24 protein-coding genes are annotated in these 25,872 nt (G+C 66.4%); 10 read left to right on the plus strand and 14 right to left on the minus strand.

Translation table 11 applies throughout. The annotated features are described in order from the left end of the window. Positions 1-91 precede the first annotated feature (91 nt). Positions 92-1,630: a GGDEF domain-containing protein gene (locus ACYQ7X_RS00630; protein ID WP_459694881.1), complete on the plus strand. Its 1,539-nt coding sequence runs from the start codon at positions 92-94 to the stop codon at positions 1,628-1,630. A 68-nt stretch (positions 1,631-1,698) separates the two neighbouring features. On the opposite strand, the gene ACYQ7X_RS00635 is transcribed toward ACYQ7X_RS00630, so the two are convergent. The 14 genes from ACYQ7X_RS00635 to ACYQ7X_RS00700 all read right to left on the minus strand — a co-directional run bounded on the left by ACYQ7X_RS00635 (position 1,699) and on the right by ACYQ7X_RS00700 (position 15,105). Then, complete coding sequence (locus tag ACYQ7X_RS00635) at positions 1,699-2,064, minus strand: cupin domain-containing protein (protein WP_459694882.1); 366 nt, start codon at positions 2,062-2,064, stop codon at positions 1,699-1,701. 89 nt (positions 2,065-2,153) lie between these two features. Continuing rightward, positions 2,154-2,780: an urease accessory protein UreG gene (gene ureG / locus ACYQ7X_RS00640; RefSeq protein ID WP_459694883.1), complete on the minus strand. Its 627-nt coding sequence runs from the start codon at positions 2,778-2,780 to the stop codon at positions 2,154-2,156. Further along, positions 2,777-3,547, minus strand: coding sequence for an urease accessory protein UreF (locus ACYQ7X_RS00645; protein WP_459694884.1), 771 nt, complete (start codon positions 3,545-3,547; stop codon positions 2,777-2,779). Before ACYQ7X_RS00645 ends, ureG begins: the two co-directional genes overlap by 4 nt. Further along, positions 3,477-3,968 (minus strand): urease accessory protein UreE, encoded by a 492-nt coding sequence (locus tag ACYQ7X_RS00650; protein WP_459694885.1) that lies wholly within the window; start codon positions 3,966-3,968, stop codon positions 3,477-3,479. Before ACYQ7X_RS00650 ends, ACYQ7X_RS00645 begins: the two co-directional genes overlap by 71 nt. 100 nt (positions 3,969-4,068) lie before the next feature. Continuing rightward, positions 4,069-5,775, minus strand: coding sequence for an urease subunit alpha (ureC, locus tag ACYQ7X_RS00655; protein WP_459694886.1), 1,707 nt, complete (start codon positions 5,773-5,775; stop codon positions 4,069-4,071). A 5-nt stretch (positions 5,776-5,780) separates the two neighbouring features. Beyond that, positions 5,781-6,092: an urease subunit beta gene (locus tag ACYQ7X_RS00660; protein ID WP_459694887.1), complete on the minus strand. Its 312-nt coding sequence runs from the start codon at positions 6,090-6,092 to the stop codon at positions 5,781-5,783. A gap of 10 nt (positions 6,093-6,102) precedes the next feature. Then, positions 6,103-6,405 carry an urease subunit gamma gene (locus tag ACYQ7X_RS00665; protein ID WP_459694888.1) on the minus strand — a complete coding sequence of 101 codons (303 nt, stop codon included), beginning with the start codon at positions 6,403-6,405 and terminating at the stop codon, positions 6,103-6,105. Positions 6,406-6,420: 15 nt separating this feature from the next. Next, entirely contained in the window at positions 6,421-7,341 is a 921-nt protein-coding gene (locus tag ACYQ7X_RS00670; protein WP_459694889.1) for an urease accessory protein UreD, read from the minus strand. A 105-nt stretch (positions 7,342-7,446) separates the two neighbouring features. Further along, on the minus strand, positions 7,447-7,830 hold the full coding sequence (locus ACYQ7X_RS00675; protein WP_459694890.1) for a DUF4280 domain-containing protein: 384 nt from the start codon (positions 7,828-7,830) through the stop codon (positions 7,447-7,449). Positions 7,831-7,941: 111 nt separating this feature from the next. Next, positions 7,942-9,240, minus strand: coding sequence for a DUF2169 family type VI secretion system accessory protein (locus ACYQ7X_RS00680; protein WP_459694891.1), 1,299 nt, complete (start codon positions 9,238-9,240; stop codon positions 7,942-7,944). Between the two features lie 3 nt (positions 9,241-9,243). Beyond that, positions 9,244-12,234 carry a type VI secretion system Vgr family protein gene (locus tag ACYQ7X_RS00685; RefSeq protein WP_459694892.1) on the minus strand — a complete coding sequence of 997 codons (2,991 nt, stop codon included), beginning with the start codon at positions 12,232-12,234 and terminating at the stop codon, positions 9,244-9,246. Between the two features lie 192 nt (positions 12,235-12,426). Further along, positions 12,427-13,311, minus strand: coding sequence for a MurR/RpiR family transcriptional regulator (locus ACYQ7X_RS00690; protein WP_459694893.1), 885 nt, complete (start codon positions 13,309-13,311; stop codon positions 12,427-12,429). A 187-nt stretch (positions 13,312-13,498) separates the two neighbouring features. Next, positions 13,499-14,452: a shikimate dehydrogenase family protein gene (locus ACYQ7X_RS00695; protein ID WP_459694894.1), complete on the minus strand. Its 954-nt coding sequence runs from the start codon at positions 14,450-14,452 to the stop codon at positions 13,499-13,501. Between the two features lie 17 nt (positions 14,453-14,469). Then, a complete protein-coding gene (locus ACYQ7X_RS00700) occupies positions 14,470-15,105 on the minus strand; it encodes a glucose-6-phosphate isomerase family protein (RefSeq protein ID WP_459694895.1) in 636 nt (211 codons plus the stop codon). A 201-nt stretch (positions 15,106-15,306) separates the two neighbouring features. Between ACYQ7X_RS00700 and ACYQ7X_RS00705 the strand changes: the two genes are divergently transcribed. From ACYQ7X_RS00705 to deoC, 9 genes are all read left to right on the plus strand, one after another. Further along, positions 15,307-16,275 carry a substrate-binding domain-containing protein gene (locus ACYQ7X_RS00705; protein WP_459694896.1) on the plus strand — a complete coding sequence of 323 codons (969 nt, stop codon included), beginning with the start codon at positions 15,307-15,309 and terminating at the stop codon, positions 16,273-16,275. Between the two features lie 109 nt (positions 16,276-16,384). Further along, on the plus strand, positions 16,385-17,905 hold the full coding sequence (locus tag ACYQ7X_RS00710) for a sugar ABC transporter ATP-binding protein (protein ID WP_459694897.1): 1,521 nt from the start codon (positions 16,385-16,387) through the stop codon (positions 17,903-17,905). Next, complete coding sequence (locus ACYQ7X_RS00715) at positions 17,902-18,888, plus strand: ABC transporter permease (RefSeq protein WP_459694898.1); 987 nt, start codon at positions 17,902-17,904, stop codon at positions 18,886-18,888. The genes ACYQ7X_RS00710 and ACYQ7X_RS00715 overlap by 4 nt, the downstream gene beginning before the upstream one ends. A 5-nt stretch (positions 18,889-18,893) precedes the next feature. Then, entirely contained in the window at positions 18,894-20,414 is a 1,521-nt protein-coding gene (locus ACYQ7X_RS00720) for a xylulokinase (protein ID WP_459694899.1), read from the plus strand. After that, complete coding sequence (locus tag ACYQ7X_RS00725) at positions 20,411-21,172, plus strand: SDR family NAD(P)-dependent oxidoreductase (RefSeq protein ID WP_459694900.1); 762 nt, start codon at positions 20,411-20,413, stop codon at positions 21,170-21,172. Before ACYQ7X_RS00720 ends, ACYQ7X_RS00725 begins: the two co-directional genes overlap by 4 nt. 184 nt (positions 21,173-21,356) lie before the next feature. Further along, positions 21,357-22,322 (plus strand): galactitol-1-phosphate 5-dehydrogenase, encoded by a 966-nt coding sequence (locus ACYQ7X_RS00730; protein WP_459694901.1) that lies wholly within the window; start codon positions 21,357-21,359, stop codon positions 22,320-22,322. A gap of 26 nt (positions 22,323-22,348) precedes the next feature. Next, positions 22,349-23,878: an FGGY-family carbohydrate kinase gene (locus ACYQ7X_RS00735; protein ID WP_459694902.1), complete on the plus strand. Its 1,530-nt coding sequence runs from the start codon at positions 22,349-22,351 to the stop codon at positions 23,876-23,878. Then, entirely contained in the window at positions 23,875-24,864 is a 990-nt protein-coding gene (locus tag ACYQ7X_RS00740) for a sugar-binding transcriptional regulator (protein ID WP_459694903.1), read from the plus strand. The genes ACYQ7X_RS00735 and ACYQ7X_RS00740 overlap by 4 nt, the downstream gene beginning before the upstream one ends. After that, positions 24,854-25,867, plus strand: coding sequence for a deoxyribose-phosphate aldolase (gene deoC / locus ACYQ7X_RS00745; protein WP_459694904.1), 1,014 nt, complete (start codon positions 24,854-24,856; stop codon positions 25,865-25,867). Before ACYQ7X_RS00740 ends, deoC begins: the two co-directional genes overlap by 11 nt. Positions 25,868-25,872 lie beyond the last annotated feature (5 nt).

Here is a 25,872-nt window from a genome sequence, read left to right on the forward strand (position 1 = left end):
CGCCCGCCCGGTCTATGCGGCTCGGCAACGAATTTGTATTAGCCGTTGGGCGGCGACGCGCTGATTGAGGCGAGAGGCGGAATATTCCGGGATGATGCTGGCGCGGATTAGACGATTTCTCCCCCTGCATCTGGCCGCCGTCCTCGGCCCCTGGGGCACCGCCTGGGGGGCGCTGCTGCTGCTGCTCATCGTCGTCTGCGCCTGGGCCTTGACGACGGCGCGGCAGGATATCGAAGGCCGCGCGGCGATGGTGGCGGACGATCTGTTGATGCTGGCCGATGACGCGGTGCTCGCCGATGTCAGCCGCTACGAGACGCGACTCGCCACCGTGATCGCCGATGCGCGCGGCGCGGGTGGGCTTGCCGCCCCGGCCGTGACCGACGAGCTGAAGAACACCTGGGCGACCGATCCCGATGTCAGGAGCCTTGTCGTGCAGGAGAGTGGCGGGACGGTCGCGACGCTCTATGCGCGCCCCGGCGCGGCGCCGCCCGCGGCGCTGGTGCAGGCGCTGCTCGCCCGCCTCTCGCAACACGACCACGCGACCGGGCTGGATATCATCGCCGTGCGCCGCAAGCACGGGCCGCAGGAAGTCGCCGTCATCCGCCCCTGCACGGATGCTGCCGCCTGCGGCAAGCTCACCGCGGTGGTTGCCTTTCTCTCGCTTGACTGGATCAAGTCGGTCTTCTCCAAGCTGCAGGTGGGGGCGGCGGGGGAAGCCGGCCTCATCGATCCGCGCGGCGATCTCCTCGCCGGGGTCAGCTCCGGGCCGCAGAACCAGGCGGCCGAACAGCGGGTGATGCATGCCCTCTCCGGCCTGCCGCGCGGCCATGTCGTCGTCTGGCAGGACGCGATGTACAAGGACGGCATGGCGCGGCGCCTCAGCGTCGCCTGGGTCGGGGATCTGCCGCTCGTCGTCTATGTCAGCCTCTCGACGGCGGATCTCATGCGCGGGTGGCGGCTGCTCGGTGCGCTGCTCGTGGTCGCCATGGCGATCATGCTGACGGGCTTCGTCATCCTCACCGTGCAGCTGCTACGCCAGCTCGGCCAGAAGATGGAGATCGAGCGCGACCTGCGCAGCGCCAACGACCAGCTGGTGTGCCTTGCCCGCACCGACGGGCTGACCCGCCTGCTCAACCGCCGCGGCTTCGACGAGGCGCTGGAGCGCGAATGGGAGCGCTGCTGCCTGCTGGAGCGGCCGATCAGCCTGCTGATGATCGATGTCGATTTCTTCAAGCTCTACAACGATCGCTACGGCCACCAGGCGGGGGACGAGGTGCTGCGCGCCATCGCCGGCTGCCTGGAGGCCTGTATCCGCCGCGCACATGACATCGCCGCCCGCTATGGCGGGGAGGAGCTGGCGGTGATCCTGCCCGAGACGCGCTACCGCGAGGCGCGGGTGATCGCCGAGCGCATCCGCGCCTCGGTGGAGGCGCTCGGCATTCCGCATGCCCCGGGCCTCGCCTTGATGACGGTCAGCATCGGCATTGGCCATATCGAGACGGCGCCGAGCGGGCCGGTGGAAGCGATGCTGGCGGCGGCAGACGCGGCGCTTTACCAGAGCAAGACCTCCGGCCGAAACCGCGTCTCCGCGGCCTCCGCCGAAGCGCGGGATGGCACGACCGTCGGCTGAGCCGGCGAGCGCGGCCAGGCTCTGGATCAAGCCGTGATCGGCATGCAGTTCGGACACGGACGAAAGGCTCAGACGGGGGCGACGGTCCCTTCGCCGCCCTTGGGGCCCCAGAAGATCACCCAGGTCACGAAATCATCGCTCATGTCATGAAAGCGGTGGTCGTCGCCCGCCGGCACGAAGAGCACATCGCCGCTGCGGGCCTCGGTGACATTGCCTGCGTGCTCGAAGCGGGCATGGCCGCCGGCCACGATATAGAGCTCGTCCTGCTCGTGCGGGCTCTGCCGGTCGGTGCCGCGCGGCGCAAAGATTTCGACCGACATGCTGCCGTGGCGCAGCGCCTCCGTGAAGGGCGCGCCTTCCGGCCATCGGGCGCCGGCCGATCCTGGCAGGCGGGCCAGCAGGGCGGGGAGGGAAGCTTTCAGCGTCTCGGCCATGACCGGCTCCGGTGCCTGTTGCGGGGCCGAGACTAGCCCGGGCGGCGGCCCGCGCGGAATGCCCCCATCGCGGGCAAGCCTCGCCCCCGTCAGGCGGCGCGGGAAAGGCCGCCCTGGCGCTCGATGAAGGCGGCGATATCGGCAACCCCCTGGCCCGCGCGGATATTGGTAAAGACGAAGGGCCGCTCGCCCCGCATCTTCCGGGCATCGCGATCCATGACATCGAGGCTGGCGCCGACATGGGGTGCCAAGTCGATCTTGTTGATAACGAGCAGGTCGCTCCGCGTGATGCCTGGGCCGCCCTTGCGGGGGATCTTGTCGCCGGCCGAGACGTCGATCACGTAGATGGTGAGATCGGCAAGCTCGGGGCTGAAGGTCGCCGCCAGATTGTCGCCCCCGCTTTCGATGAGGATGAGATCGAGCCCGGGAAAGCGGCGGTTGAGATCGGCCACACCTGCGAGGTTGATCGAGGCATCCTCGCGGATTGCGGTATGCGGGCAGCCGCCGGTCTCGATCCCCATGATGCGATCAGGGGTGAGGGAGCCCGCGCGGGTGAGGAACTCCGCATCCTCCTTGGTGTAGATGTCGTTGGTGATGGCGGCGATATTGTAGGTCTCGCGAAACTGCTTGCAGAGCGCATCCATGAGCGCAGTCTTGCCGGTGCCGACCGGCCCGCCGACACCGACGCGCAAAGGACCATGGGGCGAAGACATCATGAGCGAAACAACCTCGTATATTGCGTTTCGTGGTGAAGGGCGGCGAGATCGGCGCGGATGGTGGCCGAGCCGATATCGTCGAGCGTGAGATCCCGGCTCGCCGCCGCGAGCGTGGCGAGCACGGGCTCCAGGGCCGCGATGATCCGCAAGCCCGCCTGCTGGCCGAGCGGAATGAGCCGGACGGCAGCCGAGACGAGATTGGCTGCGAAGGCATGCAGGAAGCCGAAGCAGGCGCGGTCTTCCGCGATGCCGTGGGCCGCCGCCGTGATGCCGATCGCGACCGGATAGGCGATCTCCTGCTCGGCCAGACCATCGGCCGGGCTTGGCCCCCAGGCGCGGGCGGCGGTGAGGAAGGCGCGGCCCTGCAGGATGGTCTCCTGCTGCCGCTCCCGCCCCGTCGGCAGGGCTGCCGCGAGCGCGACGATCTCGGCGAGCGCCGCCGCGTCGCCGCAGGCCCGATGCGCGTGGCGGAGGAGGATCGCATCCGTCCGCCCGCTGCCTTCTTCGAGGATATCGCAAATCCAGCCGACGATGCCGGCGGTGGATGCCGCATCCCCGGCCTCGATCGCCCATTCGAGCCCGTGGCTATAGGCGAAGCCACCCGTCGGGAAGGCAGGGGAAAGCCAGGCGAGCAGTTTCAGGAAACCATCATCGCTGAGCGAGGCGTCAGTCCGGGACGCGTCAGTCCGGGACGCGCTAGTCATGGTGGTGGTGGCCGAGATCGTCGTCATCGTGGTGATGATGATGTCCCCCCGTGCCCGGCGCATAGGCGCCTGACTCCGGATCAAAGGGCGCCATGTTTTCCTGGCCATGGCCGCCGAGGATTTCCACCATTTCCGCGATCACGTGATCATAGCGGATGCGGATTTCGCCGGGTAGGAACTGCACCGGCAGATGCCGGTTCCCCAGATGCCAGGCGATCCGCGCGAGCGCATCCTCGTCATGGGCGTGGATATCGAGCACACGCTCCGCCATCGCCTGCACGGCGAGGATGCGGCCGTCTTCGAGTTTCAGCCCGTCGCCGGCCTTGAGTGCCACCGCCTGCGGCAGGTCGAGCAGGCATTCGGCACCCGAGACGGTCTTGAGCAGGAAGCGCCGCCGGTGCCGATGGTCATGATCGAGCAGCACAGCGTCGGCCGCGTCTGCCACGTTCCAGGTGCCGGCGGGCAGATGGTTGACTGCGCGCATCAGCACGCTCCGACAGAAAGAAAGTTTTTGCTTCTTTTCTCAAAAAGAAGCGCTTTCTGTTCTTTTTTACAAAAAAGAACCAAAAAACCTTCGATCATCATCAGAACAGAAAATACCGCTGCGCCATCGGCAAGACGGTCGCGGGTTCGCAGGTCAGAAGCACGCCGTCTGCCCGCACCTCGTAGGTTTCGGGATCGACCTCCACCACCGGCGTCGCGTCATTATGCACCATGCTGGCCTTGCCGATGCCGCCGCGCGTGTTGCCAACGGCGACCAGCGGCCGGGTGAGCCCGAGCGTGCGGCCAAGATCGGCGTCGATCGCCGCACCCGAGACGAACAGCACCGAGGAGAGGGTCAGCGAGCGGCCGAAACCGCCGAACATCGGGCGCGCATGCACGGGCTGCGGCGTCGGGATGGAGGCATTCGGATCGCCCATCATCGCCATGGCGATCGTGCCCGATTTCAGGACGAGATCGGGCTTCACCCCGAAGAAGGCCGGGGACCAGAGCACGAGATCGGCGAGCTTGCCGACCTCGACCGAGCCGATATGCTCGGCGATTCCATGCGCGATCGCCGGGTTGATCGTGTATTTCGCGATGTAGCGCTTCACCCGCGCATTGTCCGCCGCGCCATCGCCCGGAAGGGCGCCGCGTTGCACCTTCATCTTATGCGCCGTCTGCCAGGTGCGGGTGATGACCTCACCGACACGCCCCATCGCCTGGCTATCCGAACTGATGATCGAGAAGGCGCCGAGATCGTGCAGGATATCCTCGGCCGCGATCGTCTCCCGCCGGATGCGGCTTTCGGCGAAGGCGATATCCTCGGGGATCGAGGGATCGAGATGATGACACACCATGAGCATGTCGAGATGCTCATCAAGCGTGTTGCGGGTATAGGGCCGCGTCGGGTTGGTCGATGACGGCAGCACATTCGGCAGGCCGCAGACGCGGATGATGTCGGGCGCATGGCCGCCGCCCGCACCCTCGGTATGATAGGCGTGGATGGTGCGGCCTGCGATCGCGGCGATGGTATCCTCGACGAAGCCGCTCTCGTTCAGCGTATCGGTGTGGATCATCACCTGAACGTCGAACCGGTCCGCGACGCTCAGGCAATTGTCGATCGCGGCCGGCGTCGTGCCCCAATCCTCATGCAGCTTGAGTGCGCAAGCGCCGGCGCGGATCATCTCCTCCAGCGCCTCCGGGCGGGAGGCGTTGCCCTTGCCGGCGAAGGCGAGGTTCATGGGCAGGCCTTCAGCCGCCTGCAGCATCCGCGCGAGGTGGAAGGGCCCCGGTGTGCAGGTGGTGGCCGCCGTGCCGGTCGCGGGCCCCGTGCCGCCGCCGAGCATGGTGGTGAGGCCGGAGGCGAGCGCTTCCTCCACCTGCTGCGGGCAGATGAAGTGGATATGCGCGTCGAACCCGCCGGCGGTGAGGATGCGGCCTTCGCCGGCGATGATCTCCGTCCCCGGGCCGATGATGATATCGACATTGGGCTGGGTATCCGGGTTGCCTGCCTTGCCGATGTCGGCGATGCGCCCGCCCTTCAGCGCGACATCGGCCTTCACGATCCCCCAATGATCGATGATGAGCGCGTTGGTGATGACGGTATCGGCCGCCCCCGCGGCATTGGTCATCTGGCTTTGGCCCATGCCATCGCGGATGACCTTGCCGCCGCCGAACTTCACCTCCTCGCCATAGGTCGTGAAATCACGCTCGACCTCGACGAAAAGCTCGGTATCGGCGAGGCGCACGCGGTCACCCACGGTCGGGCCGAACATATGCGCATAGGCGTGGCGGGACATGCGGGCCATGGGCCTCAGCCCTCCAACTTGCCGGAGACTTCGCCCCGGAAACCGTAGATGACGCGGGCGCCGCCGATCGGGATGAGGGTCACCTCCCGGCTCTGCCCAGGCTCGAACCGCACGGCGGTGCCGGCGGCGATATCGAGCCGATGGCCGCGCGCGGCGGCGCGATCGAAGCGGAGCGCCGGATTGGTCTCGGCGAAATGGTAATGGCTGCCGACCTGCACCGGGCGGTCCCCGGTATTGGCGACCGTCAGGGTGAGGGGTTCAGCGCCGGCATTCAGTACGATATCGTCGGCGGCCGGCAGGATCTCTCCCGGAATCATGCGCGTCTCCTCAGCGGATGGGGTCGTGGACGGTGACGAGCTTGGTGCCGTCCGGGAAGGTCGCTTCCACCTGCACATCCGGGATCATCTCGGCGATGCCCTCCATCACCTGATCGCGCGTCAGCACATGGGCGCCGGCTTCCATGAGATCGGCGACCGAGCGGCCATCCCGCGCGCCTTCGACGACGAAATCGGTGATCAGCGCCACGGCTTCCGGATGGTTGAGCTTGACGCCGCGTTCCAGCCGGCGGCGGGCGACATTGGCCGCCATCGCGATCAAGAGCTTGTCTTTTTCCCTCGGCGTCAGGTTCACCTGAAGCGTCCTCCCCTAAAGCTGCCAAACGCGCGGCAGGGCAGCGCCGCCACGCAAGGTATCGAGTGCCGCGACCACCGCCCCCCGCAAAGCCGCCCCATCGCGCGCGAGGAGCCTTGCAAGAACAAGGCCGTTCCAGGCGGAGGCGGCGGCTTCCACCGGCGCTGCCGGCATCAGCCCCGCCGGCAGCGCCGCGCGCAGTGCGGGCAGCAGCGCCTCGGCCTCCTGCCTGGGGGCGGCGTAAACGATCGTCGCCATGGCGCGGGCATCGGCGAAGGTGGCAGCCCGGCCGCGCAGCACGGCAACCTCGCCGGAAAGCCGCGTCGCGTCATGCAGGATGAGCTGCCCCGCGCGGCGGAGGATGATACGGTCGGCGAGATGCAGCTGGGAGACCGTCTCGCCCATCGCCTGGCGCCCGAAGATGAGGCTTTCGACGCCCAGGAAACGGGCGCCGGCCGCCATCTCGATACTGAGCCGCCGATCGAGGGATGCGCGGTCGAACAGGATCGTCTCCTGCGGCAGCCAGTCGAGCCGGGCATCCTCGCCGATCGTCAGCGTGGCGCGGATGGTGGCGGGGGGGGAGCCGGCCGCCGCCTTGTAGTAGCGCTCCGCCGCCTGGGTGGTGAGGACCGCATGAGTGCCCGGGGCGGCTTCCGCGACCAGGGCGAGATCATCGCCGCCGGTGATGCCGCCCGAGGTATTGAGCAGCACCGCTTCGAGCGTGGCGCCCGGGGCAGGGCGCGGCAGGCGGGCCTTGAAACAGCCTTCCTGGCGCAAGAGGGCGAGCACGCTTTCCCCATCCCGGCGTTTGAAGCCGAGGTGGAGGCGCCCGAAGGCGCGCTGGGCGCGGGCGCCGGGGGCGCTCGTCTGGCCGGGCTCGGCGAGGGCGGGTTCGTCAGGCGCCAGGGCGGCGGCATCGAGGGCAGGGCTCGTCATGCCCATCCTTCTGCCACGAAGCGCGCGCCGCGCCCAGGCGGCGCCTTAGCCGGCCGCACCTCAGCCGGCCGCGCCTCAGCCGGGGGCGCCTCAGCCGGCCGCGCCTCAGCCATCGGTGAAGCTGATCCCCTCATCGATCTCGACCGAGATTTCGCCGAGCCAGGTGCAGAGGCATTTGCTGGAGGCGAGGGCCGCGGGAATGCCGTCGATCAGGATATTGGGCGAGGGCGGATCCCAGGGCGTATCGATGATCGGCACGCAGGGCACGCCCGGCGAGCCCACGAGCTTGGCGGCGACGACTTCCGGGTTGGCTTCCGAGACGCAGACGCCGAAGGTTTCGATATTCTCGAAAGGCACCATCATCGCGATGGTGGCGACCGGCATGCCATCGGTGGTGGCCGTCGTCGGCACGCCGAGCAGCGGGATCGGCACCGGCACCATGGACTGGTTGCAGGTGATCATGCTGCCGATGGTGAGCACTGCGGGCATGGTGGCCTCCTCGATACTGCGGGCCGAGACTGAGACGCGGGCGGGCCCTTTTTCTATGGCTCGACACATTAACAATTGGGGAGGGCGGAACAAGCGGCGCGAGCCTCAGGCTCACCGCTTCAGGTCTTTCGCCTTCTCCAGCACCGACGAGACGCGCTTGCCCTCTTCCGCGATCAGATCCCGCAGCTCCTGGCTCGTTTGCGCGGCAGCGATCGCTTCTTTGAAGGGTGCCTTGAAGGGCATCCGCTCGATCGCCGCCTTGAGCGTCACGATTTGCTCCTCTTCGTCTTGCGCGGCCTCCTCGGCTTGCGGCGCCTCCTTGGGCGGCGGCGGGGTGCGGATCGGGCGCGGGGCGCGCTTCGCCTCGAAAGCTTCGACATGCGCGGCCAGGGGCTGCGGCTCGTCGCTCAACGCTTCCGTCGCGATATAGGCGTGCGTGATCTCCGCGGCATCTTTGGAGAGCGCTCGGGTGACGGCACGCCAGCCGAGATCGACCGTCATCGCGTCGGTATCGACATGGACACTGTCGAGGGCATGGCGCAGCTCCTCGATCTGGTATGTCCCCTCCGCTTCCATCGCGCGGCGCACCAGCACGCGCAGCCGAAGGCCGGGCAGCCTGCTCGAGAAGGCAGGATGCTCGGGATGAAAATGCTCGAAATGGAGCGTCTCGTCGCCGGCGAGATAGGGTGAGAACTGCTGATCCTGTGGCGCGACGTTGTGGAAGCCCCAGTCGAAGTCCTCGGGCGGCAGGGGGTTACGTTTGTAGAGCCAGGCTTCGCCATAGGTGCCACGCAGCCGCGCGCGGGGCGGCCGGTTGGGCGGTAGCGGGCCGAAGGCAGGCGCCACGATCTGCGCCCGCCAATCGAGATGACGGTGGCCCGCGGGGTGGATATTGCAGGCGGCAAGCCGCGCGCCCGGGTGATCGGTCAGGATGCCGTAGCCCTTGCCCCAGGGGTTGGCGGGAGATTTCAACCCGCCGAAGGTGTTTTCAAGGCGCAGCGGCATGCAGGAAAAAGGCTCGGGCGGGGAGAAACTCACCTGCTCGTCGCGCACGAGATCACGGTCGCCGATGACATCGAGGGTCTTGCGCCAGTCGTTCACGCCGAAGGTGACGGCAAGCGACGTCGCCTTCTGTCGGCCCGGCACATGCGCTGAACCCATGACCGTGACATCGGTGCGCGGCTTGAAGGGGGCGAGATCGCCACCGAAGCGCGGGCTGTTGCCGGTGCCATCGTCATGCGCCTCGCTTTTGCGCGGGCCGGGCTGCTTCTTGGCGGAGAGCGGCGCGCAGATACCGTTGACAGCCAGCCTCGCCCGCAGGACGCAGACAATCGAGACGAGATAATCCTCGGGCCGCACCCGATTGATGAGGCTGATCGCCTTGAGCGGATCGGAGACGAAGAAGCGCATGCGCTAAATTCCGGCGACAAAGACATTGCCGGCGATATTGCCCGTAGCCGTGACCGGGCCCGTGATCGCGAGCGAGCCATCGACATGCACCGCCCCGGTCATGGCGATGGCGGGCGCCTCGACGGTCACCTCACCGGCCGAGGAGATGGCAACCGACTGAGCCGCGATGATCTCCACATTCTGCGTCATGATCGTCACTGTTTCGAGATCGATGATGATGCCGGAACTCGGCCCCATGCTGAGGCCGAATTCGGCCGGTTTCATCGAAAGGACCGAACCGTTGGTGAGCGGATTGCCGAATTGCAGGGTGGCGCCGGTCTTGCCGAGGGCGAGCGTCGAGGCGATGGGGTCCGTTATGGCCACCGCATCATGGAGGGCGAGCGCCTTCGCCCCCACCAGATGATAGGCGAGGATCGCCGCGAGCGAGACGATATAGGACATGCCGAGCCCTGCGGCCGCCGCGATCTCGATCGCCTCGGTGACGATATCTTCCCAATCGCCCTTGTTGACATCCTGCACCCCCGCCTCGTTGAGGGCGGCGGCATAGGCGAAGGGCTGCGCGCCGTTGGCGGCGACGGCCGAGAGGGCGGAGATGAGGGTCGCGACGGTCGCGGCTTCGGTCAGCGCCGTCATCGCCGCGGTGCCGGCTACCGGCCGGTAGCCGATCGTCACCGAATTCGCGCCAAAGATGCGATGGTCCTTATCGACGCCGCTGATCTGCTTGTAGCTGTAGCCGGACATCGAGATGTTGTAGCTCGACCCCATCGGCTTCTTGAAGATCTGCAACGGGTTCATAAGGGAGCCGACGCCGCTTGGCGTCCACTCCGTCTCGTAGAGCTTGGGCAGGCCGGAGAGCGTGACTTGCGCGCCGGCGCGATGCTCGAAGGTGCCGAAGAAATCGAGGAAGGCTTCGAGCTTCTGGCCGATACCGTATTCCACGTTCCAGCCGTTCATATATTCCATCTTCATGCCATTGAAGAACTCGTAGCGCGGCACACAGAAGGATTCGATGGCAAAGAGATTGTTGACGAGTTCCATCTTCTGGTAGAGCGGCGTCGATTCCGCGCCGACGCCCCCGCCGCCCTGCGCGATATAGGCATCGACATGCTGAGGCCCGGCGAAGGCGTGATAGGAGCTGCCGTTGACCCGCAGGCTGTGATTGCCCTGGATCAACGAATTGGCATTGCCGCCGACGGTCATCGTATGGTGGTGCGGGGTAAAGCCGAAGAAGCCGCTGTAGCTGCTGCTGCTCAGGCTCGGATCGCGATTGGTGGCGCTGCCGGCCTGGAACGTGCTGCTGCCGAGGATACGCGGCTCGTGCCCGTCTGCCGGCGCGATATCGCCGACGCGCCAGTAATGCGGCAGGCTGCTGCCATCGGCTGGCACCTTGAAGGAGGTATAGACGCTGCTCGTGGGCGTATGGCTCGCTGCGGCCTGATGCGCGCGGCCATGGCCGCCCTGGCCGCCCTCGCCCGCACCGGAGCCGCTATGCGGGTGATCCGCCTGGCCCGGCCCGTCATTCATCACGATCGCGATGCCGGACGGCGTGGAGAGCTTGTTCTGGGTGTGGTTCTGCTGGGTCACCGGGCTTGTCGCCCGGGCATTGGGCACCGCGCCCATGATCAGCGGGCGGTCCGGATCGCCATCGACCCAGCCGACCATGACCGGGCTGCCATCCCGCAAGGGGAGATGCAGGCCCATATTGGGCCCGCCATAGGGCTGCGCCATGCGCACCGCGGCCGAACGCTGAAAGACCGGCTTCTCCGCACTGTCGAAATCGATCGCGATGCGATAGCGCCCTTGCGCGTCCAACCGCGCGCGGTCGCCATGGCCTTCCGGCGCCTCGACCGTTGCCGGCATGATGCCCGCCATCACCGGCCGGCGCAGGCGCCGCGGGCTGCGATAGGGCGAACTGCTCGGGATCGCGGTGACGGTGTTGCGATAGCCACCGGCGACCGTCTCCTCGGGCGCGGCAAATCCCTCCGCGAGCGGCTGCGCCCCTTCATGACGGATCTCGGTCGGGAGATAGCTCTGGTTGAAACCCGTGCGCAGGTGGTCCGACATGGTCAGGTGATAGCCGGGGGCGAGGAAGGGCGAATCCGTCTCGATCTCGAAAATGTCGAAGCCACTCGCCAGTTCATCGGCCCGCGCATGGGCGATGAGATCGGCCTCGGCATCGTCGCGGACATGCGGCGCGTATTCGGAATAGATGCCGGCCTGGCCATGTGGCACCGGGCGGCGCGCCTGCAGAACGTGATGCGGCGTCTCGTCGTTGTAATCCTTGATCTGAACGGTCTTCGGCACCAGCCGCATCTGGCGTGTGACGGCGTGGGCATAGCCACGATCATCGCCGAGCGTCGTCTGTCGGGTGGTGAAGGTGATGCGGTGGTCCGTGCGCTGGTGCGGGGTGCGGCTCGCCTCGTCGCAGAACACGATGCGCTCGTGCAACGGCGTCTGCTCGAAGAAATAGAAGATGCCCCAATGTTCCAGGTGCCGGTGGAGGAAATCGAAGTCGCTCTCGTCATACTGCGCCCAGAAGTCTCGCGCGGGGTAGTTATCCCGCTCCAGCCGCCGGAAGCACCAATCCTCAGCGCCCATGGCAAGCCCATCCGGATCGGCGAGGACTGCCTGCACGACATCGAGCACCGACATCGGCGCGTCTGTCCCGAAGCTGCGCTGGTGGCGGGAGAGGCCAAGCAGCGCGAGGCGCGGAACGAGGGCGAGGCGATAGGCCGAGGTGCCGCCCGAAGCCTCCCCGCTCTCTCGCCCCTCGGCGATCAGGCCATGGATGACGCGGTGGCTATCCTGCCGCGTGAGGGTGAGGCGGGCTTGCTGGCCGAGCAACTGGTCGAGCCTCGGGCCGTCCTCCGCCGCCGTTACCGCCAGATCGAAGCGATAGGGGCGGCTCAGCTGCTCCTCCCCCCGGAAGCGGGAGATGGCGAGGGAGGCCGCGGCCGCTCCGGCAACCTCGAGGTCGAAGGTGATGGCGGACATGCAAGCCCTTCCGTCTCGTCTCTGGGCGCGGCCACGGCCGGATGGCCGGGCGGAGACAGATTAGGCGAGAGGGCGGAAGAAACACCTGCCGGCAGGTGACAAACAGTTGAAGTTTTCGCTCCGTCCGCGCGGGATGAGGCGCCCCCGCACGCCTGGCGGCCTTTGGCGCCCCGGGCCGGCCTCTGCCGCCCGTCAAAACAACTCGTTCTTGCGCCGCTGGCTGAGGTAGCGCTTCATCCGCACCAGCCTCTGGTTATGCGCGCGGCCCAATCTGCGGGCGACCAGCGTCGAGAGGATATCGACGACGACGAGGGCGGCGATGCGCGAGATCGTCGGGGTGAAGAGATCGGTATTGTCGAGGGTCTCGACCCGCACCACGACATCGGAATAATCGCTCAGGGCGGTCTGGTCGTGCCCGGTGATGGCGATGACCCGCGCGCCCTGCTCGCGCGCGAGGCGCGCAAGCTCGACGATCGCCAGCGTGCTGCCGGTATTGGAGATTGCGACGGCGACATCCCCCGGCTTCATCATCGAGGCGGCCATGAGTTGCTGGTGGCTGTCTGTCGTCGCATTGCAGGGAATGCCGAGGAGGGGGAATTTCTGCTGCAGATCCTCGGCGACGATCGCGGAGGCGCCGAAGCCGAAGATCTCAAGGCAGCGGGCCTTGAGAATAAGCTCGACGGCGGCGTTGATCTGCTCGATCGCGAGCTTGCGGCGCGCCCAGTCGAGTGAGCTGATGGTGTAGTCGAAGATCTTGGCGGCGACCTCGGCCGGCTCATCTTCATCGGTGATCGCGGATTGCGTCGCCGGGGTTCCAAGTGCCAGGCTCTGCGCCAGACGGATCTTGAAACCCTGAAAGCCGTCACAGCCGATCGCCGCGCAGAAGCGGATAACGGTCGGCTGGCTGACCTCGGCGATCGCGGCGGTCTCGGAGACGGTGGCGTTGAGGAAGCGGTGCGGGTTCTCGAGCAGCGCGTCTGCGATCTTGCGCTCTGACTTTCGCAGATCCGCCCGCGACACCCGGACCACTTCCAGGATATTGTGCGCCGCCGGCAGATCTTCGTCTCGGAAACTCATCAGGCACCTCGGGCCGGTCGGCGGCTAAATCTTGTGCACGGCGCGCAATGCCGCCGCCGCTGCCACCGCGCCGCCATGCCTGCGGCCAGAGATCCGGGCCGGAGGGAAAATCCAGCCCGGCGAGGATGCGCGCGCGACCAAGAAGCCAGAGCGGAACGGGGGCAAGTATCAGCGACCATCGACCGCTCTAGGCGTTCAGGGCGGCATTGGCAAGATGCGTCAGCCGGGCGATCGATCCGGCATCGGTGCCGATCCGCACATCGAAAACCTCAGCGATCACCTGTGTCCAGCCATGGATGAAATAGGTCCAGCCGTCGAGAACAGTCAATCCCCGCGCGCCGGCCTCAGCGCGCGCCTGATCGAGAAAGACCAGATCGCCGCGATAGTTGAGATCCCAGACGATCGCGCGCTCGGGGAAGCGGGCCGCGCCGCTGAGCGGCGATCCGGGATGATCCTTGCCGAGACCCGTGGCGTTGATGACGAGCGAGCAGGGCGCAAGGCCGGCGAGGATGCGGTCGTTATCGGCGATCGTCTTCGCCTCGACGTAGAGCGTGGGGAGGCTGGTCTCGATCTCGGTATGGATGCGCGCGATCTCCGCCAGGCGGGATGCCGCGCGATCGGAGACGATGATGCGCGCCGGCATATCGGGGGCGTGATGCCGCTGCATAAGATGCCATGTCAATGCAATCGCCGAGCCGCCGGCGCCGATGACGAAAACCTCCGCCCCTGTGCGCGCGAAATGGTCGGCGCCGAGAAAGCCATCCATCGCGAGGCCAGAGGAGATGGGATCCTTGGCGTGGCAGATCAATCGCCCGTCGCGCTTGGAGATGCAGGATGTTTCTCGCATCAGGGCGGCGAGCGGATCTATGACATCGAAAAGATCCGCGCAGGCATGGAAGAGATCGATCTTATGGGTGGTGACGAGGGCGCCGCGGGAGAGCGGATCGTCGCGGATGAATTCCACCGCCGCGCGATAAGCGGCAGGATCTGCATGAAGCGGGAAGTCGATCCCCTTGATCACGACATCGCCGAGGCCGAGATCGGCGGCCCAGGCCGGAAAAACCTTCATGATCGAGCTTTGGGCGGTGGTTACGCCAATGAAATAGAAGGTGGGCCGCGTCGCCCGCTGATAGCTGGTCATGCCGATCTCCCTTCGCCTCAGGCCGTGGCACTTTCGCCCGCGAGGATCGCGGCGGTCTCCTCCGCGCTGCGCGGCCGCCAGTGCGGATTGGGCTCCTGCCGCCAGCCGCCTTGGCCATCCTCCATGATGCGGACGCGCATGCCATGGGCACGCTCGATGATCCCGTAATCCTGCCCGGAATCCGCGGGGTAGGAAAAAAACATGACGAGATCGGTCTCGCCGAGGTTGACCGAGCGATGAATCCAGAAGGGCGGCACGTAGCAGATATCCTGCGGCCGCATCTCGACCAGGCGGACCTCGCCGCCCGGGCTTTCCATCTGCATCAGGCCGTGGCCGGCCAGGACATGATACACCTCCGGCCTGTCGGCCGCGGCATGGATATGCCCGCGCGTGAGATAGTATTCGCGCCCGACCTTGCCCGGCCGCATGCGGGTGACGCCGAGGATGAAATCCGTCGCCCTGTCCCCTGCGGCATAGGATGTCACCTCGTACGCGACATCATCCGCCGCGTTGGCGAGAAGCTGGCCGAAGGCTCGCTCGTCCGCATAGAGCCCGGAGAGATCCCGGAAGGTCTTGCGGTAATGGCTGTCGCCATTGACCAGCATGCCGGTTGCAATGGAGACGGAGCAGAGCCTGGGCTCGGCAAGGTTCATGGCGGTTTGCCCCCTAGTCCTGGAATAAAAATCCACAAACACCCGCGATATAGGCCATAACGACCCGCACCACAAGAGAAATAGGTAATTTTACAACATAAACTGTTGGAATTCTATTGACGGCTCTCTGTGCGCCCATTACTGTTTTGCCCGAAGTCAGGCCTCGACATGCCGGGCGCAATCAAAAATCGGGAGGATCGGATGAACTATGCCCTCGTTGCCGGCGCGATGCTGGCGGCTCTTGCCTTCGGGACGAGTGCGCGCGCCGCACCAGCCTGCGAGGTTGGCGTGTCAATGTACACGCTCGGCGCACCCTACTTCGCCGCGCAGATGCAGGCAGCCGTTGCTGAGGCCAAGAAGGACGGCTGCAATGTTCGCACCTCCGATGCCCAGAACAACATGGTCAAGCAGATCGGCGATATTCAGGACATGGTGGCGGCCGGGGTGAATGTGCTGATCGTCAATCCGCGCGATCCGAATGGCCTCATCCCCGCGGTGAATGCCGCCGCCCGCCGCGGCGTGAAGGTGATCGGGATGGATTCCCTCTTTGCCCACGGGGCCGATATCGTGACCAACGTATCGGCCGATAACGGCGAGAACGGCCAGCTCGTCGGCCAGTGGCTGGCGAAGCAGACGGGCGGCAAGCCTGTCAAGATCGCCCTGATTTCGGGCGACCAGGGCAATCTCGTGGGGCAGGCGCGCCGCCTCGGCGTGATCACCGGCCTGATGGACGGGCTCCTGACCAATTACGGCCATGCCAATGTCGATATCGTCGGCCAGGGCTGGGGCGGCTGGACGACCGATGGCGGGCTCAAGGCCATGGAGGATCTGCTGACCGCGCATCCCGATATCAATGTTGTGCTCGGCGAGAATGATTCGATGGTGCTCGGCGCGCGCAAGGCGCTGCAGGCGGCAGGCCGGCTCAAGGGCATTCTGCTGGTGGCGGCGGCGGACGGGCAGAAGCAGGCGTTGGAGCTGATCCAGAAGGGTGAATACGGCGCGACCGGCCTCAACAGCCCGACGATCCTCGGCCGGATGGCGGTCGATCTCGGCGTTCAGGCGCTGGAGGGTAAGCTGACCAAGAAGCTCGACTATTACACCTTCACCCCGCCCGTCGCGATTACGAAGGCGAATGTGGGCAAATACTACGATCCGAAATCGGTCTTCTGATCGCCTTGTTGCTGCCGCATCCGGCAGAAGGCCCTCTGTGACGACTGTGCCTGGCCGCCCCAGCAGGGGGCGGCCAGCTGGGTGATCCTGCAAACGGCGGAGGGCTGGTGTGGCGGCGCTCGTTGAACTGAAAAATATCTCCAAGTCTTTCGCCGGCATTCATGCCTTGAGCAATGTCGGCTTCGCGCTCGAAGCGGGCGAGGTTCATGCGCTTGTGGGCGAAAACGGCGCCGGCAAATCCACCCTCATGCGGGTGTTGGGCGGCGAGATCCAGCCGAATGAGGGGGTGATCGCGCTTGCGGGGGAGGTGGTCCGCCTTGCCCGGCCGCTCGACGCGATCCGCCACGGCATTTCCATCATTCACCAGGAAATGGCGCTGGCCCAGGATCTGACGGTTGCCGAGAACATCTTCCTCGGCGACCTTCCGCACTATCTGAACTGGCGTGAGCTGAACGGCCGGGCGCGCGCATTGATTGCCCGGCTGGGCTTCGATATCGCGCCGCAGGCGCTCGTTGCCGATCTCTCGGTCGCGCATCGCCAGGTGGTCGAGATCGCCAAGGCGCTTTCGCGCCAGGTCAAGGTCATCGTCTTCGACGAGCCGACGGCGGTGCTCTCCACCGGCGATGCATCGCGGCTTTTGCGGATCATTCGCGACTTGCGCGCAAGTGGTGTCGGCATCGTCTATATCTCACATCGCTTGCGGGAGATCTATGAGATTGCCGACCGGGTTTCGGTGATGAAGGACGGGCGCAACGTGGCCACCGTGACGCCCGCCAGCACGAGCATGGACGATCTGATCCGCATGATGGTGGGGCGCCCGATCGCCCAGCTTTTCGGCGAGAAGCCGGAGACGGCGCAGGGCGACACGATTTTGCGGGTGGCCGATCTTTCGCTGCCGAACGGCGTTAAGAACGTGTCCTTCGAGATCCGACGCGGCGAGATCGTGGGGCTCGGCGGCCTCGTGGGCTCGGGGCGGACGGAGGTTGCGCGCGCGATCTTCGGCGCCGATCCGGTGAGCGGGGGCAGGATGGAGCTCTGCGGGCAGGCCTACAGGCCGCGCTCTCCGCGCCAGGCTGTCAGGCGCGGCGTTGGCCTCGTGCCGGAGGACCGCAAGGGCCAGGGCGCCGTGCTTGATTTTGCAATTCGCGACAACGCCACGATGGCCAATACCGCCGCCGTGACGGTTGCGGGATTTTTCAACCAGGCGAAGGAGCGCCGCGTCGTCGGCCAACTCATCAAGAAACTCCGGATCAAACTCGGCTCGATGAACGATCCGGTCTCGAGCCTCTCGGGCGGCAACCAGCAGAAGGTCGTGCTCGCCAAGTGGTTCCACGCCGATGTTGATCTCATCATCCTCGATGAACCGACGCGCGGCGTCGATGTCGGCGCCAAGAGCGAGATCTATTCGCTCATCCACCGCCTGGCGGCCGCGGGCAAGGCGGTGATCGTCATATCCTCGGAGCATGCGGAGCTTTTCGGTCTCTGCGACCGGATTCTGGTGATGGGCGAGGGGGAGCTGCGCGGAAGCTTGACGCCGGCGGAGTACCAGGAGGAAACATTGCTGAGACTGTCGATGACCCATGCAACGGCGCCGAACGCCGGATATGCGGCCCAGGGGGACGCATCATGAGCGAGACCAGCGCGACCATCAGCGAAGGCGGCCCGAAGCGCGCGGTGCATTTCGGCAAGCTGTTCCGCACCTACGGCACCGTCGTCATTTTCATCCTCCTGGTGGCCTTTGCCGCTTCGCAATCGAAAGCCTTCCTGACGGAAGGCAATGTGATGAACATGCTGCTGCAGATGTCGGGCACGGGCCTGATATCGGTCGGCATGCTGCTCGTGATCCTGACCGCGGGGATCGACCTCTCGGTGGGTTCTGTCGCGGCGCTCGGCTCGGTCGTCTCGGCGCTCTTTCTCAATGACTATCCCTGGTATCTCGCGGTGCCGATGGTGATCGGGATCGGGGCCGGCTGCGGCGCGATCTCGGGCATCTTCATCGCCTTCTTCCGCCTGCCGGCCTTCGTGATAACGCTTGCGATGATGACGGCCGCGCGCGGCTATGCCTTGATCGCCGCGAACGGCCAGACGATCGTGGTGGGGCAGAAGGGCCAGGTGCTGACGGATTTCGGCACCTCCTTCGTGCTGGGCATTCCGGCGCCTGCCATCGTGATGTTCGCGGCCTTCCTGATTGCGCTCGTCGTTCTGAACTTCACCCGCTTCGGCAGGTTGGTGAAGGCGATCGGATCGAATGAAGAGGCGGTGCGGCTTTCGGGCATCTCGGTGCCGCTGCATGTTCTGATGGTCTATATCATCTCGGGCGCGCTCGCCGCCTTGGCGGGCGTTCTCATCACCGCGCGGTCGGGGGTCGGCTCTCCGGATGTGGCGGTCGGCGACGAGCTTAACGCGATCGCCGCCGTCGTCATCGGCGGCGCGAGCCTGATGGGCGGCTCGGGCGGCAGCATCAACACCTTTCTCGGTGTCATGATCCTCGGGATCATCGGCAATATCATGAACCTGGCCGGCGTTCCGGGCTATCACCAGGAGGTCTATCTCGGCATCATCATCGTGATTGCCGTGGTCATCCAGAACGTCTCCAAGGTCTTCCGCCGCTGACCGCCATGCAGGTCATCGCGGCGCTTGATATCGGAACCGGCTCGACGCGCGCGGCGCTTGTCGATCACCGCGGGCACATCGTCTTCATCGCGGCGAAGAGCTATGACCAGATCGTGCCGGCCTATGGCTGGGCAGAGCAGCGGGCGGAGGATTGGTGGGCCGCCGCCTGCGAGACGCTCCGTGCGGTCACCGCCGAGGCCCGCATGCGGGGGCTCGCGATCGAGGCTGTGGTGGCTTGCGGGCAGATGCACGGCACGGTGCTGATCGACGAGGAGGGCCTGCCCGCGCGCGCGGCCGTGCCCCTTTGGAACGACAAGCGCACGCTCGATTACGTGCGGGACTTCGAGGCGCGGGAAGATCTCGCGGCCTGGCTGCCCTTGACAGCCAATCCACCGACGCCGGCCTGGCCCGCCTTCAAGCTGCAATGGCTGCGCGATCATGACAGCGAGGCCTGGGCGAAGACGCGCACGGTGATGATGCCGAAGGACTTCGTCAATCTGCGGCTGACGGGCGAGCGGGCGATGGATTGGACGGATGCGGCCTGCTCCTTCCTGATGAACCCGCAAACGGGCGAGTGGTCGGGGGAGGTTTTCGCGCGCCTCGGCCTCGACCCCGCGATGATGCCGCCCGTGCGCCTGCCGACCGATCTCCTCGGGGCTGTGACAGCGGCGGCGGCGGCGGCGACGGGGCTAGCCCAGGGCACGCCCGTGCTCGTCGGCGGCGCGGATTATCCGGTGGCACTGCTCGGCTCGGGCGTCTGCCGCCGCGGCATGGCGTCTGAGGTTGCCGGCACATCCTCGATCATCACCGTGATCGCCGATGCGCCGGTGCTCGACCGGGAGATCTGCAATGTCGGCATGCCGGGGGGCAATTGGGGCGCCTTCGTCCTCCTCGAAGCGGGGGGAGATTCGGCCCGCTGGGCCCGCCGCGCCTTCCATGGCGGGGAGATGGAGTATGGCGAGATCCTGCAGATGGCGGCGACATCGCCTGCCGGCGCGGAGCGGCTTTTCTTCCTGCCCTATCTCGCGGGCGAGCGTCTCGGCGCGCATCGCAATTCCCGCGCGCAGTTCTTCGGCCTGACCGCGGGCCACGGCCTTTCGCACATGCACAGGGCGGTGTTCGAAGGGGTTGCTTTCGCGGTCAACCGCCATCTCGCCGTGATGGACCGTGTGACGGCCAGGCGGGCGGAGGTGCTCATCGCATCCGGCGGCGGGGCCAAAGCGGATCTCTGGCTCCAGATCAAGGCATCGGTCTACGACCGGCCGATCCTCATCCCGGAAGAGGCCGAATGCGGCCTTGTCGGCTGTGCGGTGCTGGCGGCGGTGGCGACCGGTGCCGCGAGCAGCCTCGGCGATGCCGCCTCGCGCCTCGTGCGCTATAGCCGCGAGGTGCGGCCCGACCCGCGCTGGGCCGAGACCTATGCCCGCATGCAGCCGATCTTCGACCGGCTCTATCTCTCCGCGCAAAGCTTTTACGGCGAGTTGGACAGGCTCGCCGCTTCTCCTGACGAGAGGTCATCTCCATGACGGATAAAACGCAGACCTTCCGCGAGGGGCTTTTCGCGGATCAGCATGTGATTGTTGCCGGCGCCACGAGCGGCATCGGCCTCGATATCGCGCGCGGCTTCGCGAAGCTCGGCGCCAAAGTGACGGCGCTTGGCTCTTCCGCCGAAAAGATCGCCGGGCTCGGCGCTGAGGCGGGGGATGTGCGGTTCGTGCAGCTCGACGTGCGGGATCGGCCGGCGGTGAAGGCCTTCTGCGCCGATCAGGCGGCATGCCATGTGCTGGTCAATGCCGCGGGGATCGCCCGCGGCGGGCTGGAATGGGAGGAGGAGATCTTCCTCGATACCATGGACATCAACCTCAACAGCCAGTTCCGCCTTGCAATCGGCCTGCACGGCCAGCTGGCCGAAAGCCACGGGTGTATCATCAACATCGCCTCGATGCTGTCCTTCATGGCCGATCCCGGCGTGCCTGCCTATACCGCCTCGAAAACGGGCGTCCTCGGCCTTACCCGCGCGCTCGCTCATCAATGGGGGCGGGAGGGCATCCGGGTGAATTCGGTCGCGCCCGGATACCACAAGACGGATATGACGAAGCCGATATGGTCGGTTCCCTTCGGAGAGCAGGCCGTCTCCCGCCGCACGGCGCTCGGCCGCTGGGGGACGACGGAGGATCTCGTCGGCGCCTGCCTGTTTCTCGCCTCGCCGGCTGCATCTTACATCACCGGCATGTGCCTCGAAGTGGATGGCGGTTTCGTCTCGGGCAATCCCTTGGAGGAATAGAGCGCCGCGAGCCGCAACCGAGGTGATTGTTCGTCACATTTGTGACGACGCTTGACGCGGCAGCGGCTGGGGCGGTATCACATCGGTGATCAGCGGGCACATCCGTGATGCCGCCGATGAGGGCCTGGGCATGCGCGCGATCGTTCTTCACGCTCCTGGTGACATCAGGCTCGAGGAGCGCCCCGTGCCGCGGCCGGGGCCGGGCGAGGTGCTGCTGCGCGTCGCCTCCGTCGGCGTCTGCGGCTCCGACCTGCCGCGCATGCTTGTCAAAGGCGCGTGGAAGATGCCGCTCATCACCGGGCACGAATTCTCAGGCCACGTCGTCGAGCGCGGCGCGCAGGTGGAGGGCTGGAGCATCGGCGAGCTTGTGGCCGTCGCACCGCTGATCCCTTGCGGCGTCTGCGACCAGTGCAAGAGCGGGAATTTCTCGCGTTGCCGGAACTACGATTACTTCGGCAGCCGGCGGGATGGGGCTTATGCCGAATTCGTCGCCGTGCCTGTCGGCAACCTGCTGAAAGTGCCGCAGCATGTCGATCCCCGCGCGGTCGCGATGACCGATCCGGCGTCGATCGCGCTGCATGCCTTGTGGAAGGCCGGCGGGCTGACGGTGGGGCAGACGGGCGCGGTTGTCGGCTGCGGGCCCATCGGCCTCTATGTCATTCAATGGATGCGGCTGATGGGCGCGTCGCAGGTGATTGCGGTCGATGTTTCAGAGGAGAAGCTGGCGCTTGCCCGCGAAGCCGGCGCCTCGCGCTGCATCCTTTCCCAGGATGCCGAGGCGGCGAAAGCCTCTGCCCATGTCGTGGTCGAGGCGGTCGGCTTCGATGCGACGATCAACACCGCTGTGGTGCTGGCCGGGCCTGGCGGCCATGTCTCCTTCATCGGCATTCCGGTGCCCGATGTGACGCTCGCGAACAAGACCTTCCAGCATCTCCTGCGGCAGGAGATTTCGCTGCACGGATCTTGGAATAGTTTTGGCGCGCCTTTCCCTGGCGCGCAGTGGACGACGACGCTGGATGCCTTCGCGACCGGCGCCTTGAAGTGGGAGTTCATGATTTCCCACGATCTCGACCTCGCCGAGCTGCCGGGCATCTTCAAGCGCTTCGCCGCGCGGGATTTGCATTTCTCCAAGGTTCTCTTCCACCTTTGAGCCGGTGGCCGGGGAGGGAAGCAAGAATGACGAAGACGCTCAGCCTCGATATCGGCACGAACGGCGCGCGGGCGGCGGTGTTTGACCATGCGCGACGGCGGATTATCGCCAAGAGCGAGGTTGGCTACCCGACGCGGCATCTTCCACCCAATCGCGCCGAGCAGAACCCGCGCGACTGGTGGGCGGCACTCCGCCGCGCTGTGCCGGAGGTTCTGGCCGCCGCCGGCGAGCCGGAGATTGCCGCCGTCTCGGTCGCGACCTTTTCCTCGACCGTTGTGGTGGCCGACCGCGAGGGCCAGCCGCTGGCACCCGCCATCCTCTGGATGGATGCGCGCGCAGCGGAGGAGGCCGGGCGCACGGCGATCGATCATCCTGTGATGGCGTTCAGCGGCGGCTCAGATGCTGTCGAATGGCTGGTGCCGAAGGCGATGTGGCTGGCGGCGCATGAGCCGGAGCTGTGGAGCCGGACGGAGATTGTCTGCGAGGCGCTCGACTACATCAACTTCCGGCTGACGGGCGCATGGTGCGGCTCGCTGATGAACGCCACCTGCAAATGGAATTTCGACAGCCGCGCCTTTCGCTTCTGCCCCGATCTCTACGAGAGGCTTGGGATTCCCGAACTCGCCGGGCGGCTGCCGCCGCGCATTGCGCGGATCGGAGAGGTGATCGCGCCGCTGCTGCCCGAAGTGGCGCGCGAACTCGGCATCCGTGGCGCACCTGTCGTCGTTCAGTCCGGGATCGACGCGCATATGGGCACCTTCGGCGCCGATGCCATCATGCCGGGATCCATGCTGCTGATCGGCGGCACATCGAATGTCCATCTCACCCAGGTGCCGGATGACGGCCGCCCGATCTCGGGCGTTTGGGGGCCTTACCCGAATGCGCTGACGCCGGGGCTGCGCATGATCGAAGGCGGGCAGGTCTCGGCGGGCTCGATCCTCAAATGGCTGTCTCAGGATATCTTCGGCCTCGGCGATGGGCAGCTTGGGCCACTTCTGCAAGCGGCCGGCGCGATCGAGCCGGAGGAGACGGGCCTTCTCGCGCTCGATTTCTGGATGGGCAACCGCACGCCCTATCGCGATGCGCGGCTGCGCGGGGCTTTTCTCGGCCTGTCGCTCTCGCATGACCGGGCGAGCATCTATCGCGCGGCCGTGACCGCGGTTGCGCTCGGCGCCGCCAATGTCGTTTCTGATCTCGAATGTCAGGGCGTTGCGATCGAGCGGGTGGTGCTGGCGGGCGGCATTCAGCGCAACCCGCTCTGGTTGCAAGCGACCATCGATGCGCTCGGCAAGGAGGTGGAGCTTGCCGAGGATGACAACCTCTCGCTCTATGGCTGCGCCGTTTCTGCCAGCGTCGGCCTCGGCCTTTACCTCGATCTGCCGCAAGCGGCGGCCGCACTGCGCGCGCCGACGCGCCGGGCGATGCCGGATGCCCGGATGCATGCGCAATACCAGCGCCTGCTCGCCGAGTACCAGGATACGGTTGCGGCGCTGACGCCGATCCTGCATCGGCTCGCGGATCGCGCGGCGCAGGTTGCAACAGGGAGGAGGCCATGACCGAGGAAGCGGAGAGCCGGGCGAGCCGTCTGCCCGCCCAGGCCAACCGGGACCATCTGATGGTCAAGGTAGCGCGCATGGCCTATCAGCAGGATTGCACGCTCATCGAAATCGCCAACGAGACGGGGCTCAATCGCTGGCAGGTAAGCCGGCTTTTGCAGGAGGCACGGGATCTCGGCATCGTGCGCATCGAGATCGTGCCGCGCACGCAGCGCCATCCGGAGCTCGAAACCGCGCTGACCCGCACCTTCGGCCTGCGCGATGCGGTGGTGGTACCGGGGGCGCCCGATCCGCCGGAGCCGATCGAAGCCGTGGCGCAGGCGGCGGGCTATTACCTCGCCTCGATCAAGCCGCGCCCGACGGTCCTCGGCGTTTCCTGGGGGCGGACGATGGGCGCGGTTGCGCACTGGTTGCCGCCGCGCTGGGCGGATGGGGTTGTTGTTGTGCAAATCAACGGCACGGTCGCGCCGATCCCAGGGGCGGCGCACCACAATGATGTTGCGGAGGCCTTCGCCCGCAAGGGTAATGGCAAGATGATCCCGCTGCCGGTGCCGGCGATTGTTGGCGCGAAGCTGACGCGTGAAGTGCTGGAGAAGGACCGCATCGTTTCCGACGTTATGCGAAGCGCGCGGGCGGCGCCGCTGCTGGTGTTTTCCATGGGTGTCGCCGGCGAGGAATCCGTCTTGCTGAAATCAGGCAACATACTGCCGGATGAGATGACGCGGCTGACGCGCGCAGGCGCGGTGGGCGATGTGCTCGGCCGCTTCATCAACAGCCGCGGCGAGATCGTCGACCAGGAACTCGATGCGCGCACGATCGGGCTTGCTTTCGCCGATCTCAGGCAACGCGAGCGTGTGATCGGGATTGCGGCAGGCTTGCCCAAGCATGGCGTCGTCCTCGGCGCCTTGCGGGCGGGGCTGATCAACACGATCATCACCGATGAAGCGACAGCGCGCTATGCAATGGAGCATTCCCATGACCGTTGATACGCTGATCTCGCCGCAGGCCGCATCCGGCTCAAGCGGGCGGGAACGACCGAACGACGTGCGCAATAAGGGCATTCCGCTCACGCCCGAGATGTTCGTGGGCCATGCCGTCAATACGAGCGCGGCGCAGAGACGGGCCGCATCGCTCATCACGCGGCGCTCGGTCAAGAAAGCTTATCAGGCCGCCTGGCTTCTCAACGCTGTCCGCTGCATTGACCTGACGACCTTGGCGGGGGATGACACGGCCGAGCGCGTGCGCAGGCTGTGCGCCAAGGCACGCCGCCCGCTCGGGGAGCGCATCGTGGAAGGGCTCGGTATCGAGGGGCTTGGCCTCACGGTCGGCGCCGTCTGCGTCTATCCCACCATGGTTCCGCATGCCGTGCGGGCGCTGCGCGGCAGCGGCGTGCCGGTCGCCTCTGTTGCCACCGGCTTCCCGGCGGGGCTGATGCCGCTGCCGCTGCGGCTGGAGGAGATCCGCTACGCCGTCGGCGAAGGCGCGGATGAGATCGACATCGTGATTACCCGCGAGCATGTTCTGCGCGGCGATTGGCAGGCGCTTTACGACGAGGTGGCGGCCATGCGGGCGGCCTGCGGCCATGCGCATCTCAAGGCGATCCTCGCGACGGGGGACCTCAAGACGCTTCGCCATGTCTATGCCGCCTCGATGATCGCGATGCAGGCGGGGGCGGATTTCATCAAGACCTCGACCGGCAAGGAGGATGTCAACGCAACGCTTCCTGTCAGCCTGGTGATGGTGCGGGCTTTGCGGGATTATCAGGCGTTGACCGATCAGCGCGTCGGGTTCAAGCCGGCGGGCGGCATGCGGGCGGCGAAGGACGCGCTGAACTGGCAGATGCTGATGAAGGAGGAAATGGGCAATGCCTGGCTCTCTCCGCATCTCTTCCGGCTCGGCGCCTCCTCGATGCTCGGCGATATCGAACGCCAGCTCGAGCATTACGTCACCGGCCGCTACGCATCCGCCTCCCGCCAATCGCTCGCGTAAGAGGG

Source organism: Acidisoma sp. C75 (genome assembly GCF_054665095.1).

What these genes read in the sequence shown, in the direction of transcription:
- ACYQ7X_RS00680 (WP_459694891.1), bottom strand. Translation starts at nt 9,240, where the DNA reads ATGCGCTTCTTCGTCTCCGATCCGCTCAAGGCGATCAGCCTCATCAAT.
- ACYQ7X_RS00670 (WP_459694889.1), bottom strand. Translation starts at nt 7,341, where the DNA reads ATGACGAGCCCTGCCCTCGATGCCGCCGCCCTGGCGCCTGACGAACCC.
- deoC (WP_459694904.1), top strand. Translation starts at nt 24,854, where the DNA reads ATGACCGTTGATACGCTGATCTCGCCGCAGGCCGCATCCGGCTCAAGC.
- ACYQ7X_RS00700 (WP_459694895.1), bottom strand. Translation starts at nt 15,105, where the DNA reads ATGAACCTTGCCGAGCCCAGGCTCTGCTCCGTCTCCATTGCAACCGGC.
- ACYQ7X_RS00725 (WP_459694900.1), top strand. Translation starts at nt 20,411, where the DNA reads ATGACGGATAAAACGCAGACCTTCCGCGAGGGGCTTTTCGCGGATCAG.
- ACYQ7X_RS00740 (WP_459694903.1), top strand. Translation starts at nt 23,875, where the DNA reads ATGACCGAGGAAGCGGAGAGCCGGGCGAGCCGTCTGCCCGCCCAGGCC.
- ACYQ7X_RS00660 (WP_459694887.1), bottom strand. Translation starts at nt 6,092, where the DNA reads ATGATTCCGGGAGAGATCCTGCCGGCCGCCGACGATATCGTACTGAAT.
- ureG (WP_459694883.1), bottom strand. Translation starts at nt 2,780, where the DNA reads ATGATGTCTTCGCCCCATGGTCCTTTGCGCGTCGGTGTCGGCGGGCCG.
- ureC (WP_459694886.1), bottom strand. Translation starts at nt 5,775, where the DNA reads ATGGCCCGCATGTCCCGCCACGCCTATGCGCATATGTTCGGCCCGACC.
- ACYQ7X_RS00685 (WP_459694892.1), bottom strand. Translation starts at nt 12,234, where the DNA reads ATGTCCGCCATCACCTTCGACCTCGAGGTTGCCGGAGCGGCCGCGGCC.
- ACYQ7X_RS00705 (WP_459694896.1), top strand. Translation starts at nt 15,307, where the DNA reads ATGAACTATGCCCTCGTTGCCGGCGCGATGCTGGCGGCTCTTGCCTTC.
- ACYQ7X_RS00715 (WP_459694898.1), top strand. Translation starts at nt 17,902, where the DNA reads ATGAGCGAGACCAGCGCGACCATCAGCGAAGGCGGCCCGAAGCGCGCG.
- ACYQ7X_RS00630 (WP_459694881.1), top strand. Translation starts at nt 92, where the DNA reads ATGATGCTGGCGCGGATTAGACGATTTCTCCCCCTGCATCTGGCCGCC.
- ACYQ7X_RS00695 (WP_459694894.1), bottom strand. Translation starts at nt 14,452, where the DNA reads ATGACCAGCTATCAGCGGGCGACGCGGCCCACCTTCTATTTCATTGGC.
- ACYQ7X_RS00650 (WP_459694885.1), bottom strand. Translation starts at nt 3,968, where the DNA reads ATGCGCGCAGTCAACCATCTGCCCGCCGGCACCTGGAACGTGGCAGAC.
- ACYQ7X_RS00645 (WP_459694884.1), bottom strand. Translation starts at nt 3,547, where the DNA reads ATGCGCCGGGCACGGGGGGACATCATCATCACCACGATGACGACGATC.
- ACYQ7X_RS00735 (WP_459694902.1), top strand. Translation starts at nt 22,349, where the DNA reads ATGACGAAGACGCTCAGCCTCGATATCGGCACGAACGGCGCGCGGGCG.
- ACYQ7X_RS00720 (WP_459694899.1), top strand. Translation starts at nt 18,894, where the DNA reads ATGCAGGTCATCGCGGCGCTTGATATCGGAACCGGCTCGACGCGCGCG.
- ACYQ7X_RS00690 (WP_459694893.1), bottom strand. Translation starts at nt 13,311, where the DNA reads ATGAGTTTCCGAGACGAAGATCTGCCGGCGGCGCACAATATCCTGGAA.
- ACYQ7X_RS00675 (WP_459694890.1), bottom strand. Translation starts at nt 7,830, where the DNA reads ATGCCCGCAGTGCTCACCATCGGCAGCATGATCACCTGCAACCAGTCC.
- ACYQ7X_RS00635 (WP_459694882.1), bottom strand. Translation starts at nt 2,064, where the DNA reads ATGGCCGAGACGCTGAAAGCTTCCCTCCCCGCCCTGCTGGCCCGCCTG.